This is a genomic window from Nitrospina watsonii, assembly GCF_946900835.1.
In the GTDB taxonomy this organism is placed as follows: domain Bacteria; phylum Nitrospinota; class Nitrospinia; order Nitrospinales; family Nitrospinaceae; genus Nitrospina; species Nitrospina watsonii.
Map to the genome: position 1 here is coordinate 844,543 of NZ_OX336137.1, position 15,584 is coordinate 860,126.

General features: G+C 56.4%; 20 protein-coding genes. 10 read left to right on the top strand and 10 right to left on the bottom strand.

Annotated features, from left to right (window positions below; genetic code table 11):
* The first annotated feature begins 6 nt into the window (after nucleotides 1-6).
* Nucleotides 7-1,077, top strand: a complete 1,071-nt coding sequence (gene obgE / locus QML71_RS03750) for a GTPase ObgE (protein ID WP_282010565.1) — start codon at nucleotides 7-9, stop codon at nucleotides 1,075-1,077.
* Here obgE and QML71_RS03755 read toward each other — a convergent pair whose 3' ends face one another.
* Together QML71_RS03755 and QML71_RS03760 are read right to left on the bottom strand one after the other, a co-directional pair.
* On the bottom strand, nucleotides 1,078-3,180 hold the full coding sequence (locus tag QML71_RS03755) for a hypothetical protein (RefSeq protein WP_282010566.1): 2,103 nt from the start codon (nucleotides 3,178-3,180) through the stop codon (nucleotides 1,078-1,080).
* On the bottom strand, nucleotides 3,116-4,147 hold the full coding sequence (locus QML71_RS03760; protein WP_282010567.1) for a zinc-ribbon domain-containing protein: 1,032 nt from the start codon (nucleotides 4,145-4,147) through the stop codon (nucleotides 3,116-3,118). The genes QML71_RS03755 and QML71_RS03760 overlap by 65 nt, the downstream gene beginning before the upstream one ends.
* A gap of 438 nt (nucleotides 4,148-4,585) precedes the next feature.
* Between QML71_RS03760 and QML71_RS03765 the strand changes: the two genes are divergently transcribed.
* Both QML71_RS03765 and QML71_RS03770 read left to right on the top strand, forming a co-directional pair.
* Nucleotides 4,586-5,104, top strand: coding sequence for a lytic transglycosylase domain-containing protein (locus QML71_RS03765; protein ID WP_282010568.1), 519 nt, complete (start codon nucleotides 4,586-4,588; stop codon nucleotides 5,102-5,104).
* 172 nt (nucleotides 5,105-5,276) lie between these two features.
* Entirely contained in the window at nucleotides 5,277-5,636 is a 360-nt protein-coding gene (locus tag QML71_RS03770) for a hypothetical protein (protein WP_282010569.1), read from the top strand.
* Nucleotides 5,637-5,801: 165 nt separating this feature from the next.
* Here the strand turns inward: QML71_RS03770 and QML71_RS03775 are convergent, their stop codons facing one another.
* Entirely contained in the window at nucleotides 5,802-6,080 is a 279-nt protein-coding gene (locus QML71_RS03775; RefSeq protein ID WP_282010570.1) for an HU family DNA-binding protein, read from the bottom strand.
* A gap of 314 nt (nucleotides 6,081-6,394) precedes the next feature.
* On the opposite strand from QML71_RS03775, the gene def reads away from it, so the two are divergent.
* Both def and QML71_RS03785 read left to right on the top strand, forming a co-directional pair.
* The gene (gene def, locus QML71_RS03780) at nucleotides 6,395-6,964 is read left to right on the top strand and encodes a peptide deformylase (RefSeq protein WP_282010571.1); all 570 of its coding nucleotides are present in this window, start codon (nucleotides 6,395-6,397) and stop codon (nucleotides 6,962-6,964) included.
* An 8-nt stretch (nucleotides 6,965-6,972) separates the two neighbouring features.
* Entirely contained in the window at nucleotides 6,973-7,329 is a 357-nt protein-coding gene (locus tag QML71_RS03785) for a hypothetical protein (RefSeq protein WP_282010572.1), read from the top strand.
* 10 nt (nucleotides 7,330-7,339) lie between these two features.
* On the opposite strand, the gene QML71_RS03790 is transcribed toward QML71_RS03785, so the two are convergent.
* Entirely contained in the window at nucleotides 7,340-8,662 is a 1,323-nt protein-coding gene (locus QML71_RS03790; protein ID WP_282010573.1) for an MFS transporter, read from the bottom strand.
* A 70-nt stretch (nucleotides 8,663-8,732) separates the two neighbouring features.
* Nucleotides 8,733-9,440: a cytidylate kinase-like family protein gene (locus QML71_RS03795; protein WP_282010574.1), complete on the bottom strand. Its 708-nt coding sequence runs from the start codon at nucleotides 9,438-9,440 to the stop codon at nucleotides 8,733-8,735.
* 197 nt (nucleotides 9,441-9,637) lie between these two features.
* Here QML71_RS03795 and QML71_RS03800 point away from each other — a divergent pair, with 197 nt between their 5' ends.
* The 4 genes from QML71_RS03800 (at nucleotide 9,638) to QML71_RS03815 (ending at nucleotide 11,556) form a co-directional block, all read left to right on the top strand.
* Entirely contained in the window at nucleotides 9,638-10,081 is a 444-nt protein-coding gene (locus QML71_RS03800) for a hypothetical protein (RefSeq protein WP_282010575.1), read from the top strand.
* Nucleotides 10,082-10,116: 35 nt separating this feature from the next.
* On the top strand, nucleotides 10,117-10,929 hold the full coding sequence (locus tag QML71_RS03805; RefSeq protein WP_282010576.1) for a sterol desaturase family protein: 813 nt from the start codon (nucleotides 10,117-10,119) through the stop codon (nucleotides 10,927-10,929).
* 124 nt (nucleotides 10,930-11,053) lie between these two features.
* Entirely contained in the window at nucleotides 11,054-11,263 is a 210-nt protein-coding gene (locus QML71_RS03810; protein WP_282010577.1) for a hypothetical protein, read from the top strand.
* Between the two features lie 68 nt (nucleotides 11,264-11,331).
* Nucleotides 11,332-11,556 carry a hypothetical protein gene (locus QML71_RS03815; protein WP_282010578.1) on the top strand — a complete coding sequence of 75 codons (225 nt, stop codon included), beginning with the start codon at nucleotides 11,332-11,334 and terminating at the stop codon, nucleotides 11,554-11,556.
* A gap of 49 nt (nucleotides 11,557-11,605) precedes the next feature.
* Here the strand turns inward: QML71_RS03815 and QML71_RS03820 are convergent, their stop codons facing one another.
* The 3 genes from QML71_RS03820 to QML71_RS03830 form a co-directional block, all read right to left on the bottom strand.
* Entirely contained in the window at nucleotides 11,606-11,956 is a 351-nt protein-coding gene (locus QML71_RS03820) for a hypothetical protein (protein WP_282010579.1), read from the bottom strand.
* A gap of 150 nt (nucleotides 11,957-12,106) precedes the next feature.
* On the bottom strand, nucleotides 12,107-12,559 hold the full coding sequence (locus tag QML71_RS03825; RefSeq protein ID WP_282010580.1) for an Hsp20/alpha crystallin family protein: 453 nt from the start codon (nucleotides 12,557-12,559) through the stop codon (nucleotides 12,107-12,109).
* 265 nt (nucleotides 12,560-12,824) lie between these two features.
* Nucleotides 12,825-13,175 (bottom strand): helix-turn-helix domain-containing protein, encoded by a 351-nt coding sequence (locus tag QML71_RS03830; RefSeq protein ID WP_282010581.1) that lies wholly within the window; start codon nucleotides 13,173-13,175, stop codon nucleotides 12,825-12,827.
* A 259-nt stretch (nucleotides 13,176-13,434) separates the two neighbouring features.
* Here QML71_RS03830 and QML71_RS03835 point away from each other — a divergent pair, with 259 nt between their 5' ends.
* Nucleotides 13,435-13,614, top strand: coding sequence for a hypothetical protein (locus QML71_RS03835; RefSeq protein ID WP_282010582.1), 180 nt, complete (start codon nucleotides 13,435-13,437; stop codon nucleotides 13,612-13,614).
* A gap of 162 nt (nucleotides 13,615-13,776) precedes the next feature.
* Here the strand turns inward: QML71_RS03835 and QML71_RS03840 are convergent, their stop codons facing one another.
* Complete coding sequence (locus tag QML71_RS03840) at nucleotides 13,777-14,448, bottom strand: M48 family metalloprotease (protein WP_282010583.1); 672 nt, start codon at nucleotides 14,446-14,448, stop codon at nucleotides 13,777-13,779.
* A gap of 185 nt (nucleotides 14,449-14,633) precedes the next feature.
* Entirely contained in the window at nucleotides 14,634-15,293 is a 660-nt protein-coding gene (locus QML71_RS03845; RefSeq protein WP_282010584.1) for an outer membrane protein, read from the bottom strand.
* Nucleotides 15,294-15,584: the final 291 nt, after the last annotated feature.

Consider the following 15,584-nt stretch of genomic DNA (forward strand, 5'->3'; position numbering starts at 1 on the left):
CCATTCATGTTTGTCGATCAGGTCAAGATCACCGTCCGTGCGGGCAACGGCGGCGACGGGTGTTGCAGTTTCCGTCGTGAGAAGTACATTCCGCGTGGCGGCCCCGACGGCGGCGATGGCGGCCGCGGCGGCGATGTGACCCTGCTTGCGGTCTCCAACCTGACCACCCTGCTCGATCTCCGTTACCAGCAATTGTACCGCGCCGAACACGGCCGCCCCGGAAGCGGCAACCTGCGCTCCGGAAAGAGCGGCCAGAACCTCATCGTCCGCGTGCCGATGGGCACGGTGGTCAAGGATTTTGAAACCGGCGAGGTGCTGGCCGACCTGACCGAAGAGTTTCAGGAATACGTGGCGGCCAAAGGCGGGCGCGGCGGGTTCGGCAACGATCATTACAAATCCTCCGTCAACCGGGCGCCCCGGCGTGCCGACTCCGGCACCCCCGGAGAAGCCCGCGTGCTGCGGGTGGAATTGAAGCTGCTCGCCGATGTCGGCATCATCGGTTTCCCCAACGCCGGCAAGTCCACCCTCATTTCAAAAATTTCCAACGCGCGTCCCAAGATCGCCGATTACCCGTTCACCACGCTGGTGCCCAACCTGGGACTGGTGCGGGTGGACGACTACCATTCGTTCGTGGCGGCGGACATCCCCGGCCTCATCGAGGGCGCGCACGAGGGAAAGGGACTCGGCACGCGTTTTCTCAAACACACGGAACGTACGCGCGTCATCGTGCACCTTCTGGATTTTTCGGCGCTGTCGGAACGCGACCCGATCGAGGATCACGAGACCATTCAAAATGAATTGAAAGCGTTCAGCGAAGAGTTGTACGGCAAGCCGCAGATCCTGGTGGCGAGCAAGATCGATCACCCGGAAGCGGAAGAAAAATTTGAGCGCTACCGCGAACGGCTGGAGGCGATCAACCCCGACCTGCTTTCGATTTCTTCGGTGACGGGCAAGGGGATTCCGGATTTGATCCACCAGACGTACCGGCTGTTGCAGGCGCAGGCGCCGCTGCCGGATGTGTCGCCCGCTGAGGGCGCCTCGGATGAGAGCGTGGTTGGAGAGGACGACGCGGAGTGATTACTGAATGGCGAAATCGGTGAAGTTGGCTTTCTGGATCTTGCCGTTATTGAGGGATTTGTTGAACACCTCGCGCAACTTGTCGCGCAGTTTTTCCTTGGCGTACACCACGTCTGTGTAAAAGCGCTGCTGGAAAAAACCTTCCACCGTTGAGATCATCATGTCCTCAAAAATGGGCATGGCCTGGCGGATGACGTTGGCCCCGTCCACCGTACCCATTTCGATCTCCAGACGAAAACTGAGAACGCGGATGTCGGTGGTGTTGTAGGCCACCGGCAGGATGGTGTTGAAGGCCACGATGGTGGCATTGGGATCGATCAACTCCGCCAGCTTCTCTTCCTGCTTCACGGCCTGCTCGATTTCCTGCTGCGATTCCTGAAGAATCTGCGACTGTTCGAGTTCTTTCAGCAGTTCGTTGTCCTCCGAGGGTTCAAGTAATTTGGTGGCCTCTTCCAGCTTTTCGCCCGGTTGCGGAGCGGGTGTTTTTTCCGCAACCACCGTTTCCGGCTCGGGTTCCGGTTGGGATTGGATGGGGCCGGTGGTGTCCATCAATTCGTCGATGTCCAACTGCTGCTCCGCTTCGGTTTCGCTCAACAACTCCTGCATCTCCGGATTCGTGGTGACAGGCGGGGTTTGGGCGCCGGTGTTTTCATGCGGGACCATATCTTCCGGGATATCGCCGTCGGCCACCATGAAGTCGGTCAATTCGTCCGGTGTGAAGGTCTGCATGACAAAGTATCCGGTTCCGGCCAACAGCAAGAGGCCAACCACGACCGATACGATGATGAGGTTGCCCTTGCGGCCATGGGGAACGGCAAAGGGACCCACCTTGCGCGGCTGAAACGCCAGGTCGTAATCGTCTTCCCCCTCGTCGTAGTCTTCATAGGCGGACTCATCGACGCCTTCAAATCCCTCTTCCTCCTCGTAGCCATCCCCGTATTCACTGTCGATCACCAAGGGCCGCGCGTCTTCGTCCTCGTCCGGGTAGTCCTCGTCCTGGTAATCATCCTGATCGGAGACATCTGAGAATGGATCGTCGGCATTCACGGCGACAGCCGCCTGGTCTTCAGGCTCCTCCTCCCCGTACAGATTCCCTTCTTCATCTTCTCCGAGGACAGGGAATTCGCGTTCCCACAGTTCTTCCTTGGTCAGTTCCTCATCCTCGTCGTCGAGGGAATCCGTCCAATTCATGTTCGGAGCGGTGTTTTCGCCTTCCGACGTTTTTTGCGGCTCGGCGCCGGAACCCGGACCCGGCTGACCGCTTTGCCCGAAAAAGGTGGCGGTGAAGTCGTCCGGCTCTTCGCTGGCGAGGGTTGCGGTGGAACTGCCTGCCGGTGCATCTTCCGATCCCATCCCCCAATCCTCCATGCCCGCACCCAAATCGTCGAACATGGCTCCTCCTGCAGACAGGGTTTCGGCATCTTCTGATTCCAGGTGGCTGCTCTCTGAAAAATCCGCGGAGAGGTTTTCGAGAGCGCTCAGTTCGGGCTGAAGCGGGGTGGATGCAAACTGCTCGGCGGCGGAAGTTTTCTTTTTGGGTTCTTCCCTGGATTCCTCATCAACCACGTCCTCTGAAATCGGTTCCGTCACTCTCTCGGCGCTGACACCCGGCCTTTCATCCTGCGATGTTTCGTCCCGGTCGATTTCAACTTCCGTCGAATCGTCTGCGGACTCCCCGGTCGATGCGGGCTGGTATGGGGAGCTGCCTGCACTGGCCCGGGCGAATTCTTCATCAAGGCCGATCACCTCTTTCTCCTGGTCGGCCAATTCCTCATCCAGCCCAATCACATCCAGATCGTCGTCCGGCATATCCACGGTCGGGAGGTCGTCATCGGTCTCAGGCGGAGAAACCGCCTCCACCTCTGGGGGCTCCGTTGCAACCGTGTCGTCCAACTCGGACGCAGGCGTGTCGCTCCGATACGCTTCGCCGTCCTCCTGCTGCCGTTCCAATTCCTGCATCAAGCGCTGGTCTTCCGATTCCTTCGGTTCGTCCTGGGAGCGCTGATTTTTGAGCTGCCGGCGTTGAGCTTCGACGCTTTCAAGCTCCGACTCCAGGTCGCTCATCGATTTTTCTTCCTCGTCCTCTTTCGGTTGCGGCGGCACCTCCGATGGAGGGGCGGCACTTCTTTGGGCGGCGGCGGGGGGCTTTTCCGGTTCGGGGGACTTCCTCCGGTTCTCCAGGTGGCACCTCTTGCGGCTGGGGCGGATCCGCCGGCGTTTCCTCCTGGGCAGCAGGTTCCGGAACGATTTCATTTTCGGCTACGGCCTTGTCCCAGAGAGTGTCTTCGGGAGTCTCCTCCGCAAACATTTCCGCCCAGGCGTCGGCGGGATCGATCATTGCCTCATCGTCTTGCGGTTCCAACTCGACAGCCGGTTCGCCGGTGTCCGGTTCGGGTGTGTGCGCGGCTTGATCGGCAAATGCCTCGGCCCACATTTCCGGGTCTTCAAAGGGTTCTTCCTGCGCGTCGGGGTGGGTCCCCCCGGTGGCGTCGAGAGTGGGTTCGTCGGAAAATGCGTCCATCCAGATTTCAGGATCGACCACGCCGTCCGCGCCTTCCGCGGTGTTCTTCTCCGGTTCCGCCGAGGTCTCGGTTTCCGGAGCGGTGGCGCCGTTGGCAAACTCTTCTGCGTGTTGGGCGGCTTCTTCGAGTTCCTGATCTTCCAGCGCCTTCGCGGAATCGGCCACCTCGTCCCAATCCTTGGTTTCAGGCAGGTCCCGTAATTCCATGGAACCCGCAGCGGTCACCTCGTCAGGCAAATCCAGATCGAGCGATTCATCGTCGAAGTCGAAAGGATCCGGCGCGTCCCCCGCTGAATCATCGAGGGACTGCATGCCTTGAGGCAATGAGGCCGATACGTCGTCCATCGGAGGGTGTTCCGGCAATTTAGCTGGGACCGATGTGCCTGGGGCGGCACCGGTGGCGCGCTGGGACGGCGCAGGCTTGGAGGTTTTCTTTTTGATGCGGAACGGGTGATGACAGACCGCACATTTCAACTCGATGCCCGCTTCGCCCAATGGAGGCAGGGCGACTTCGTAATTAGCGCGGCATTTCGGACATGCGATCTTCATAAGAGTTTGCAAATAAAGGTTTAATCACTATTATAAGGCAACCGGGGGTCACTTCCAAACCCTCTTGTCAAAATCGCCATAAACCCCGGTTTGACAGGTATTTTAAATGAATATATAATCCTTTTCAGCCGCAGCCATCTTTTTGGTAGTGGTTAATTTAAACATAATGGTTTGCGGTCTCTTTCTCGCGCTGTCACGCTGCTCTAATCGATTTCTCTGACCTTCTGCAAACGTATCGCTCCGCTTCTGAACTCGAACCGGTTGCATCACTGAACAGCTACTGAACTTATGAAGGCACTTCATCGACAGGGCAGTCTTCTTTCGTTGGTCCTCCTGTTAACTCTTTTCGGTATTTTTCCTGATAAATCAAGGGGAATAGAAGGAATTTCCGCACATTCCCGGACCTTGATGAAGTTGGAAAAACGGACTTTCCGTGACATGGTCCTGAAGGCTCGTTTTGAGACCATCCGTCAGGAGCGCCGTATCAAAAATCGCATCCATGAGGTCATGCGCAAATACAACTCGCGCCTGGACAAAAAACGGATGCGCCGCATTTCCAACCGGATATTCAGTGAAAGCCGTAAAAACGGGCATGATCCGTTGCTGTTGACGGCGTTGATCGTCACCGAAAGCTCTTTCAACCAGCAGGCGGAGTCCCATAAAGGGGCCCTGGGATTGATGCAGATCCGCCCGGCGACCGGTTCGGCCATGGCCACGGAAGCGCAGATGGCGTGGAAAGGTGACTTCAGCCTGCTCAATCCGGACACCAACATCGCGCTCGGGGCGTTGTATCTCAAAAAAATGCAGAAGCGGTTCCGCGACCTGGATCTGGCGCTGGAAGCCTACAACCACGGCCCGTCTCAACTGTCGCGCTACCTCCGTCAGGGCAAAAAGCCGAAAACCTATTCCCGCAAAGTCATGAAAATGTACAGCCAGTTGCGGTCGAAAACCACTTGAGCGGTTCCTGTCGTTTCTTCGGGTCATTCTCTGTTAGATTTTCCCCCTCCTCTTTTTGTAAACTAATTTCATGATAACGTATTGCCGGGTAAAAAAATGGGTCCGCTCCGTTGTTTCAGCGGGAAGGGCAAACGGGATTCGGGGCGCTGCTGGCTGGACTCTCTTGCTGGGTTTGTTGATCGGAACCGGCTGCTACACGCTGAAAATTGAGCGTGCGTTTGAGGGGGAGTTCCAGTCCTTCGAAAACAACCGCGTCATCAATGAATACTGCATAAGTTGCCACCTGCACCGGGATTTCAGTTCGACGACGCACGTCGAAGAGGTATCCCTGAATTACAACCGCAAGGTGTTTCGGTACGCGACCGAATGCCGTGTTTGTCACTATCTGGAAAAACACTGGTACCTGAACGATTTCCTCCGCAAGACCCGCCGACCCGAAAACGCGAACGAGGGTGAATACAAACTCTTCGAGCGCGAGTTTCTCGAGTCGCAAAAAGAAATCCTACCGGACGCGGAAGGCCCCGCTTCCTGATCCCACGGCCTACCGCGGAAAACGCTCCCTGATTGTGCTCCAAGTAACCGATTTATAGATGCTTTTGGTTTGCGGAGCGGCGATGAAAGGGGAGCCTTTTTAGGCACAAAAAAACCGCCCGGGAAGCGGGCGGTTTTTCGTTCATCTAATTCGATGGTGGGGGGGTTACAGCGAATTCTTCATGTTGGGTGCGGGTTTGAAGCCGACGGTTTTGCTGGCCTTGATTTTGATTTCATCCCCTGTCTGCGGATTGCGGCCTTTGCGCGCTTTCCGGCTCCTCACAGTAAATGTTCCAAATCCGGGGTAAGCAAAACGTTTGTCCTTTTTGATTGCCTTGGCGATGACATCGAACGTTGCGTCAACGACATCTCCAGCTAATCGTTTACTGAGATTGGAATCTTTTACGGATTTAGTTACGCTGGCGATCAGCTCATCTTTAGTCAATGATCATCCCTCCTTTCGAGATTTTTTTTTGAGACGGGACCTTAACGAAAAGGTGAGTTAGGTGTAGGACATCAAGCGGGGTCATTATAAAAAATGGGGTCTAAATGTCAAACAAAAAATCCTGAGGGGACCCCTTCCGCCGCCCAATAATTAAGGTCGATCCGGGGTATGCCTGTTTTCAACAAGGCAAGGTTTGATGAGAACAGCGGTTCGGAAATGCAAAATAATCCGCATCGTTTTTCATTTTTGATTGGACTGCCTGCACATCATGGATACAATGTTCTTATAAAACGCAGTGATTTGGGAGAAGCAATATGGCTGTATTATCCATTGCACATTTGGGCCATCCGGTTTTGCGGCGGATCGCCGACCCGGTGGACCTCGACGCCCTGACGGCGCCGGGTGACAATGCATTACAGTCCTTCATCGACGACATGATCGATACGATGCACGCCGAGGGCGGTGTGGGCATTGCTGCGCCGCAGGTTCAGCGTTCCCTGCAGATCATGGTCGTCGAGTACCAGGGCAACGAACGTTACCCGGACGGCTCCGAAATCCCGCTGACTGTGTACGTCAACCCGGTGATCACCCGCACCAGCGACGATCTGGTCCCGTTCTGGGAAGGCTGCCTGAGCGTCAAGGATCTGCGCGGGCTGGTGGAACGCCCGTCCGCTTGCACGATGGAGGCCTACACCCGCCAGGGCGAAAAAGTGGTGGTCGAGGCCAGCGGGTTTCTGGCGGTGGTGTTGCAGCACGAAATCGACCACCTGCTGGGCAAGGTGTTTCTCGACCGCATGACCGATCTCACCAAGCTGGCGTATGAGAAGGAATTTGTCACCTACTGGGCTCCGCAGCCGGAAGAAGCGGCCACCGAAAACCCGTAAAGGAAATCATGAGCTGGCACGCGGCATTGGAACAGGAAGTCCTGCATTTGTACCAGGAACCGGTCATCGGTTCCGGCTACAACAACACCTATGGCGAGGCCAATCTCGTCAACCTCGTCAAAAAATTCCACAGTCTGGAAGCGGAGCAGATGGAGTACATGAAGTCCATGATCGTCACGTATTCGCAATCGGGCGATCTGTCCTCCAGTTACGTTTCTGTCGGCGTGTTGCACGCTCTGGGCATGAGCGACCACGTGGCCAATGCCTACCAGTGGGCGGAGGGACGCGACGACAGCCAGATGTTCACTCACCATTTCGACATCGGCAAGTCCCTGGCCGAGCACTTCGTAATCGACACGCCGTAACCGTTTCTTCTCAATAAGACGAAGGCGGCAGTTTGCTGTCGCTCGGTTCCACCGGGCAGACGGAATCGACCGCATCCCGTTTGCGCATCTGTTTGCTGACCAGCAGGAACAGGCCCCAGCAGACGCCCGGCAGCAGGAACGCCCCGGCGAGCCCCAGCGTCACCTCGTGCAACGTCCACCCCAGGCGGTCGATGGCGTACCCCACCCACCAGTTGCTGAGTCCCATGATCAGCGTCAGCATCGCCATTTCCGTGCTGAACACACGTCCCAGGTAGCGGTCTTCCGCTTTGAGGTGGATGAGGGCGGAGCTGAACACCCAGATGATGGAGCCGAAGAACGTGACCAGCCCGATGCTGGCGGCGGCGGTCCCCAGATTGAAAGAGTGTGACAGCAGGTAGAAGCCCGCTGCGCCCAGGAAAAACGCGGCCAGGATGGACAGGTGCAGCACCCGTGTGGAGTCGCCGAAAAAACGTTTGACCAGCACCGGTCCCAATGCCGCGCCCAGTCCCCGCGCCGAATACATCAATCCCGTAGCCATGGAGATGGCGGCTTCGGTGGCGAACATTTTGTTGGCGAACAGCGGGATGAGGGTCATCATGCCGCCGCCCAGGGCCAGCCCGGTTTTCAGCATGGTCAGCACCCCGACCAGCGGCTTGCGGATGAGATAACGCAGGCCATCCACCCATCCGTTGTCGTGAGGCTTGCCGGATGAAGTCGCGTCTTCGCGGGCTGCCGCCGATTTCGGAAACTGGATGCGCGAGACGAACCAGGCGGAAACGAGGAAGGTGCAGGCATCGATGACGAAGGCGGTCTTGATGCCGAACAGGCTGACCAGTGCCCCGCCCAGAGCCGCGCCCAACGCCAGCATCACCGACCAGGTGGAGCCGCTCAGGGCGTTCGCCGTCACCAGGTCTTCGCGCGTTGTGAGCGACGGGATCACGGCGCTGCGCGCCGGCTCGAAAAATCCTGCCAGCGCGATTTCCACCACCGCCAGCGTGTACAGCAACCACAGGTCGTTGGCATCTTCCACCAGCAAAAACCCCAGCACCACAACGAAGCGCAGCAGGTCGGAGACCATCATGATGGTCCTGCGGTTCATGCGGTCGATGAGCACGCCCGCCAGCGGACTGACGAAAAAAATGGGCAGCAGCTTGGCCATCATCGCCGTGGCCATGGCCATGCCGGTGCCGCTGACCTTGAGCACCAGCGCGAAGATGGCGATGCTGTTCAGCCAGTCGCCGAGTTCGGAGACGACCTGCGCGTACCAGAGATTGCGGAACGGACGGTTGGTCTTGAGCAGGCGGATATATCCTACCGAGCGGTCGGAGGCCATGGTCAGAGATCGGAACCAGGGTGAACCGGTCGCGGCAGGACGCGCGGCCCGGTTTCGCACCGGGGACCGGTCAGAGGGTGCTGGACGTTTTGATTTCCAGAACGCGGGCGACGAGTTGGCACAGGGTCTCCGCCGGAATCGATTGCGTGTTCAAGGCGATGTCGAAATGAGACGCGTCCTCGATGTCCCGCTTGAAATGATGCTGGATGAACTCCTGCCGCTCGCGGTCGATGTGCCGGACCACCGCTTCCGCCTCGGTCTGAGAAATTTTCTTGAGCCGGGCGATGTGGTTGGCCCGATACTCGAACGAAGCTGTGAGCTTCACAAACACGCCGTGCGGCTTGTCGGCGAGAATGTAATGGGCTCCGCGCCCGACGAAGATCGCATTTTCGTGGGTGACGATCACTTTCATCAGTTTGGACAGTTTGATCAAATATTCGTCCGGCCGGACCGATCCGGAAGAAATGAGGTACTGAACCCAGCGGTCCAGTTGATTGACGTGGTGCTCGTCGAGGGTTTCGATGAAGCTGCGGTTCAAGGCGTCCCGGCTGGCGATGTGGTCGAGCAGGTTGCGTCCGTACACCTTCCACTGGAACGTTTTTTCGAACAGCGGGATCAGTTTTTCTTCCAGACATCCGTAATCCCGGGAGATGGCAATGAAGGGGAAGGCCCCGATGGCTGGCCGGGTTTGGCTGCGCCCGGATTTCTTCGCTTCCCATTCAACGATTTTGTCTTCAATGATTTTTTCCGCGACGGTTTCAGGCAAAGTGGCCGACATGATTCCCTCCTTGAGCTTTGAGGAGGCCCGGTTGTTTTGATTCCATCAATAATATAGGGTATCCCCGGACATTCCTCAATGTTATTTGCCGTGGTTTTCAGGCGGATGCGAGAAAGATCCTGCCGGAAAAATCGCAAATACGATAGAATATACGGATGTGTTAAAATCTCCCGAAACTCTCAACTCCCGTTGGCGATATGGAACAAACTCCGCAAGAACTTGACGACAAAGTGGACCGGTTGGTAGGAAAAATCTCGCTGTGGACCTCGCTGCTGCTGTCGGTCGCCGTGACAATATGGTATGCCATGGCGAATCCGCCGGACAGCGAGGAGTTGAAGCGCATGCGGCTTTTCTTCAAGGACAACGCCATCGAAGTGGGGGAGTTTCTCCGCCTTTCCTATGAGGACAAGGAACAAAAGGCCGCCAAGGCGACGCACCCGTTTTACCAGAACTACATGAAGGCGTCCGAGGTGGAGAAGGGCAAGATCCGCAAAATCTACCACGAATCGATCGATTACACGCCCTACCAGTACTGGTTCAATATGTTTGGGTTGTGGATGATTTCGTTTTCCACGTTCTGGTTCATCGGACTGATGTTCCAGGGTGTGGTCAACCTGGTGCGTCAGAAGCAGCCGCAATGATGACCTGAGACACCCGCCCCACCAAAAGGCTTTCCATGAACGTCGATCAGATCCGGTTCCTGATTTTCATCGGAGTGTTTGCCGTGTTGCTCGGTCTCGAGCGGCTGATCCCGCGCCACCCGACGGTGGACTCGAAACTCAGGCGGATGGGCATCAATCTCGGTTTGACGGGGATCGACATCGTCGTGGTCAAGCTGCTGTTGAGCACGGCCGCCGTGGGCGCCGCCGCCTTTGCCGCCGAACGCGGATGGGGCCTGTTCAATTACCTGGACTGGCCTGCGTGGGTGGAGGTCGCCCTCACCGTCGTCTTCCTCGACTTCATGATTTACCTGCAACACGTGGTGGTGCACATGATTCCGTTTTTCTGGCGATTCCACATCGTGCACCATTCGGACCTGGATCTGGATGTCACCTCCGCCCTGCGTTTTCACCCGATAGAAATTCTGGGTTCGATGCTGTTCAAGATGGGGTTGGTGCTGGCGCTGGGTCCGTCGGTGATCGCCGTCGTCATTTTCGAAGCGGTGCTCAACGGCATGGCGCAGTTCAGCCATTCCAACATTCGCCTGCCGGACGCCCTGGACCGGATGCTGCGCCTGCTGCTCGTCACGCCGGACATGCACCGCATCCATCACTCTGAAGTGATGCGCGAAACCAATTCCAATTTTGGATTCAACCTGTCCATCTGGGACCGCATGCTGGGCACGTACATCGCCGATGGGCAAAAGCCGCAGCCGGAAATCGTGATCGGCGTGCCGCAGTACAAGAAGCCGGAGCAATTGACCTTCGGCCGCGTGATGCTGTTGCCGGTGCACGCCGCGCCGCAGGGCTCGCCCCCCGCCTCGTCGTAGGCGGCAGGTGTCCGGGCGGAGGGCGCTGGAAACGCGTTCAGGACGCGCGGGGCTATGGGTTCTCCATTCCGACGCCGGTCAGATTTTTTCCCATTCGCCAATTCATCCTTGATACAATCCGAAAATGTCTGCCAGGTATTACTGGATCAGCTTCATCGTGGTGGTGGTGTTGACGGTTGTCATCAGTTGGCTCCGCGGCACCCGCACGAAGAAGGAATTTTTCATGATCATGGCCGGAGTGACGGCAGGGCTGGTTTGCATCGGCCTCTTGCTGGTCGGCCTGGGAAAACTGCTGGAGAAGCTCGGGATCGCCCAGTCGGGATTCCTCCTGTGATGCCGCGGTGCAGGCCACGCCCCACGCGGGCGACCGATCCGATCCCGTCAACTCTTGTGGAGTGAGGCATGGCCAACGCCAACATGGAATTCAGTCCGATCATGTTCGTCATCATGGGACTGGCGTTTGTCTTCATTTCCTTTTTCATGGGAATGATGATTCACTCCGCATGGATGTATGAAGACTCGGCCAAACTGCCGCGCAACAGCCGCAAGGCCTGGGTCCTGTGCATGGCCGCGGGCGCCGGGGTGACCGGGTGGATGTTCGCCTACGGGTATTATGTGAATTTTTGAAAGTTCCCGCCGGGGAGGGGAGGCGGGCGTCAAAGCGCCCTGCCTGACTTCAACTCGCCAAAATATCGATCAGCCGCTCACACTCGTTGATGTACTCCTGGATGTCCTGCTTTTCCTGTTCGTCCAGATCATCCGTCATGTTTTCTTCCAGAAGCTCGATGGCATCGTTCAGGCCGCCGGCGGCAATGTCCAGCTCGTGCTCCACCAGCGCGTAGATGGAAGGGTTGGCCCGCAGTTTGTCGTAAACGCGGCTGTAACGGGATTTATACTCCATCACTTCCCGCTTCTTCTTTTCGGGCAGGCTGTTTTTCAATTCCATGTTGATATCGGAAATGGCGTCGTTCAGGGCCATCTTGATGGTTTCGATATCTTTAGCATTGATCGATGCCAGAGATTTCATTCGGTTCCTTCCAATCGTATTGAGGATGGGTTGACGATGCGTCGGATTAGCGGGTCCCCAAAACCCCCTGCCGATGCCCACATTATATGAAGAAAACCGGCGAAAAAAAAGCCCGCGTTTCCGGAGAAACGCGGGCTTGGCGTCGGGAGGTTACGCGTTCTTGACTTTGACTTGAACCGATCTCGGTTTCATTTCTTCCTTTTTCGGAAGAACGACGGTCAACACGCCGTTGTCCAGAGTGGCTTCGACGTTTTCCGGATCGATGCCGTCACCCAGGGTGAACGAGCGTTCGAATCGGGTGTCGCTGAACTCCCGCAGGTGATAAGTTTCGCCTTCTTTCTTGTTTTCTTCTTTGTGGTGTCCCTTGAGGGTCAGGCGACCGTCATGGATACCGATATCGATGTCATCCTGTTTCATGCCCGGAACCGCGGCGCTCAGGATGTAGCGGTCTTCTGTTTCCTCGATATTACAGCGCACGGACTCCTGTCTTTTCGAGACCGGCTCCCAGAAGGGAGTCCACGGCGTCATGCGGCCGAACAGGTCGGCGTCATCGAAAAACTTGTCCATATAGGCTTTCGGGTCGTAGTGAATCACTTTATTCATGGTTATCCTCCAAAGGATACGGGTTGATACGTTGCGTTAAAGGTTCAAATGGAGGATTCGGTACCGAATCGATCGTCCCATGGTTCTATTGAATAAATAAAATGCCGCGCGAGGGTGTCAAGTTGGGGGGTGAAAAAATTTTTGAAGGGGCGTTATAAGGCTGAAAATGGGGCGGTGCCGGGGGGTGACCTGAAGGCGGGGAAGGGGGTGAACGTGGGCCTCTTTGCATTCCAAAACGATTCCCACTCCCCTGGGCGCAGTCCCGTCAGCGTTCCTGCCGGGTCTCGTGGTACACGCGGTCGATGACGCTCCGCACCCGGGAGCGGTCGGATTCCGAGGCGTGCAGCAGTACGAACCAGAAGCGGTCCAGCAGTTCCCGGGTCTCGTCCGGGTTCATGCCGGGAGTCAGGCGCTTGGGTTCCTGACCTTGCATGATCCATTCGTAGCGCAGGTTGTAATGGCGGCCGATTTTTTCGGCCCACGCCGAGGGAAAGCGGCTCCGCTTTTTCGCACCGGATACGGAACTTTGCCGAATGCCAAGAAACCGCGCCAGCTGCTCCTGCGTTTGCAAATCCGTTTCGAGGCGAATGCGGTTGAACGCGTCTTTAAATCCCATGCGTTGACTTGGTGGTTTCCGGAAGCTATCTACCGGGTTGTATGGATCCCTGTAGATATTGCCGTTGGCGTTGCGTTGCCCGGAAAGTTAAATGGTGCGGCGTGGAATTTTATAGGGTCGGGCTATAAAACTTCGCCTCTGTTCGAACGTTCCGTTTCGCACTCTCATTTGCCTGTTGCGGCGCAGTGAAAAGGTCTTAATATTAAAGTTATCAAGTTTCATCAACCCCGTATTTGCCCCGACCGGGCGGAGGCGTCAGATGTCTAAACGATGGAGCGGGTGGGTGTTGTGCGTGCTGTTTGTTTTCGTGATGGGAGTGGGTTGTTCCGGTATCGCCCCCAGCCAGGTGGCTCCCTCGCAGTCCGCGGATTCCAACAACGGAGACAAAAATCTTTACAAGCACCCTGAACATGATTTCAAAGAAAGCAGGATGGATTGAACGGGCCGCGTGAGCCTTGCGGGTTCACGTGGATCGAATCATCGGCAACAGAGGTCTGCGGTTCCCCCGCCGGCCTCTTTTGTTTTCACGGCCTGTTTGCCGTGACGCCTTCCGTCCGTGACAGCTCCCGTCACAGACGGCTTCCGTCACAGACGGCTTCCGTCACGCACCTTCCTTTTCCTTGATTTGCGGACTTTCGGTCATGGCCCCGATGCGCGCGATGCGCTCGGCGAACGACGGGTGGCTGGCGGATTCCGTCTCCGGCGCGTCGTTGAGGTGCGCCTGCATCCACTTTAAAAAATCCACATACTCGGCCTGGCCGAGCCCCAGTTTATGCAGGTAACGCACGGCCAGACGGTCGGCTTCGAATTCGTGTTCTCGGCTCATCGCGGCGATTTCCGGGTCCATGGCTCCGGGCACCTGACGCGCGCTGTTTTTGTATTTGTCGTGATCGAACAGCGACTTGAACCACTGCACGTAGGTTTGAGTCGCTTTCTTTAGAAAGTGGTCGGCCTCGATATGCGCCATCTCGTGCGCGGCGACACTCAACAGATACGTCTCACCCACCCGGCTCAAGCCATGCAACAGGTCTTCCGTGATGTGCACGCGGTGATCGAAGGTGGTCCACGCGTTGGACAGCCGGTCTTTATAGACCACGCCTTCAAACTCTTCGCCGGGAAAGTTTTTCGCGGCGATCTGGTCGATGCTCTCCTGCCAGCGGTTTTGTCCGGCGCAGGTATCGGGTCCGCAGGGCAACTGCGCCATCTGCGCCGCACAGGCGGATTGCATCAGCAAGGCCGCCATCAGCAGGAATTGGTTCAGGGTCCGTTTCATGGACCTTAATTTCGCGCACCTGTGACAGGGTTTTATGTGGGGATTGTGAGATTTTCGTTTGGGCGCGAAAAAGAGGAGGGGAGGGGGCGGGCGGGGAGCCAAAGCCACGAAAAAAGGCCTGAGAGCGGGGAGCGCTCAGGCCTTTTTTGATGCTCTATAAGTGAGGTGAGTGCTAGTCAGGGTTTTTAAAAAGTGAATCGAAGGCCTAAATTAAAATCGTGACTCTGAAGTTTAGCCTCTATAGGGACCCCGGACACCTGAAACTCCGGCTCCACAGCATCAAAAAAGCGATAGCCAATCGTCAATGCCGTTTTGGTAGTGATGTCATAACCGAGGCCTATCATGAATTGATAGGCAAAAACCGTGTCGCTGTCATCTCCCAATACATTAATTTCAGCATCGACATTGGCCATCCCCAAGCCCCCTCCCAAATACAACTCCCATGGGTCAGGCAACCAAGGTGGAATCGAATATCCATTTAGCATAAAGCTGAGCGATGAGACATCTCCCTCTACTGATGCGGAGCAGGGACACCCGGTAATAGTTGTACCTCCGATAGTCCCTGGGACCGTAAACGTGTCCATGTCCCAGCGGCGATACATAACTTCGATTTCAGTTCGGACATCGTCAAAATCGTAGCCAAAAGCGCCACCTCCGCTAAAGCCGGGATCGAAACTGATTGTGGAAAAAGTAACGTCGTTGAAGGAGACATCGGAATCCGATAAAAATGAAAACCCGCCATTGAGTGAGATATAGGGACCGGTGACTTTATCTTTTGCCTGGACGGCGGGGGTAGAAACCATCAACACAAAAAATGGAATTAATATGGTATGGATTCGTTTCACGGTTCCCCTCCCTTTTTAATGGACTGTTCGCTTTTCCAAAAACGAGCCGTGGATTGGCATTTCCTGATTTATCCTTGAAAAAACCCCATAACCCTAGCAGGTTTTCCTGAAAATTCAATATGCCAAATTTGAAATGCTTTTGTACGGGTAAAAACCAAGGTGAAGGCATAGGAAGGGAAGGCTTTGGTTTTTATCGGGTTATGAAGAATGGGTGGAGGGTGGAACCGAAATACAGAAGGCCCGGGAGCGCGGGGCGCCCGGGCCTTCTTCCTTAATATAAATCTGTAGCGT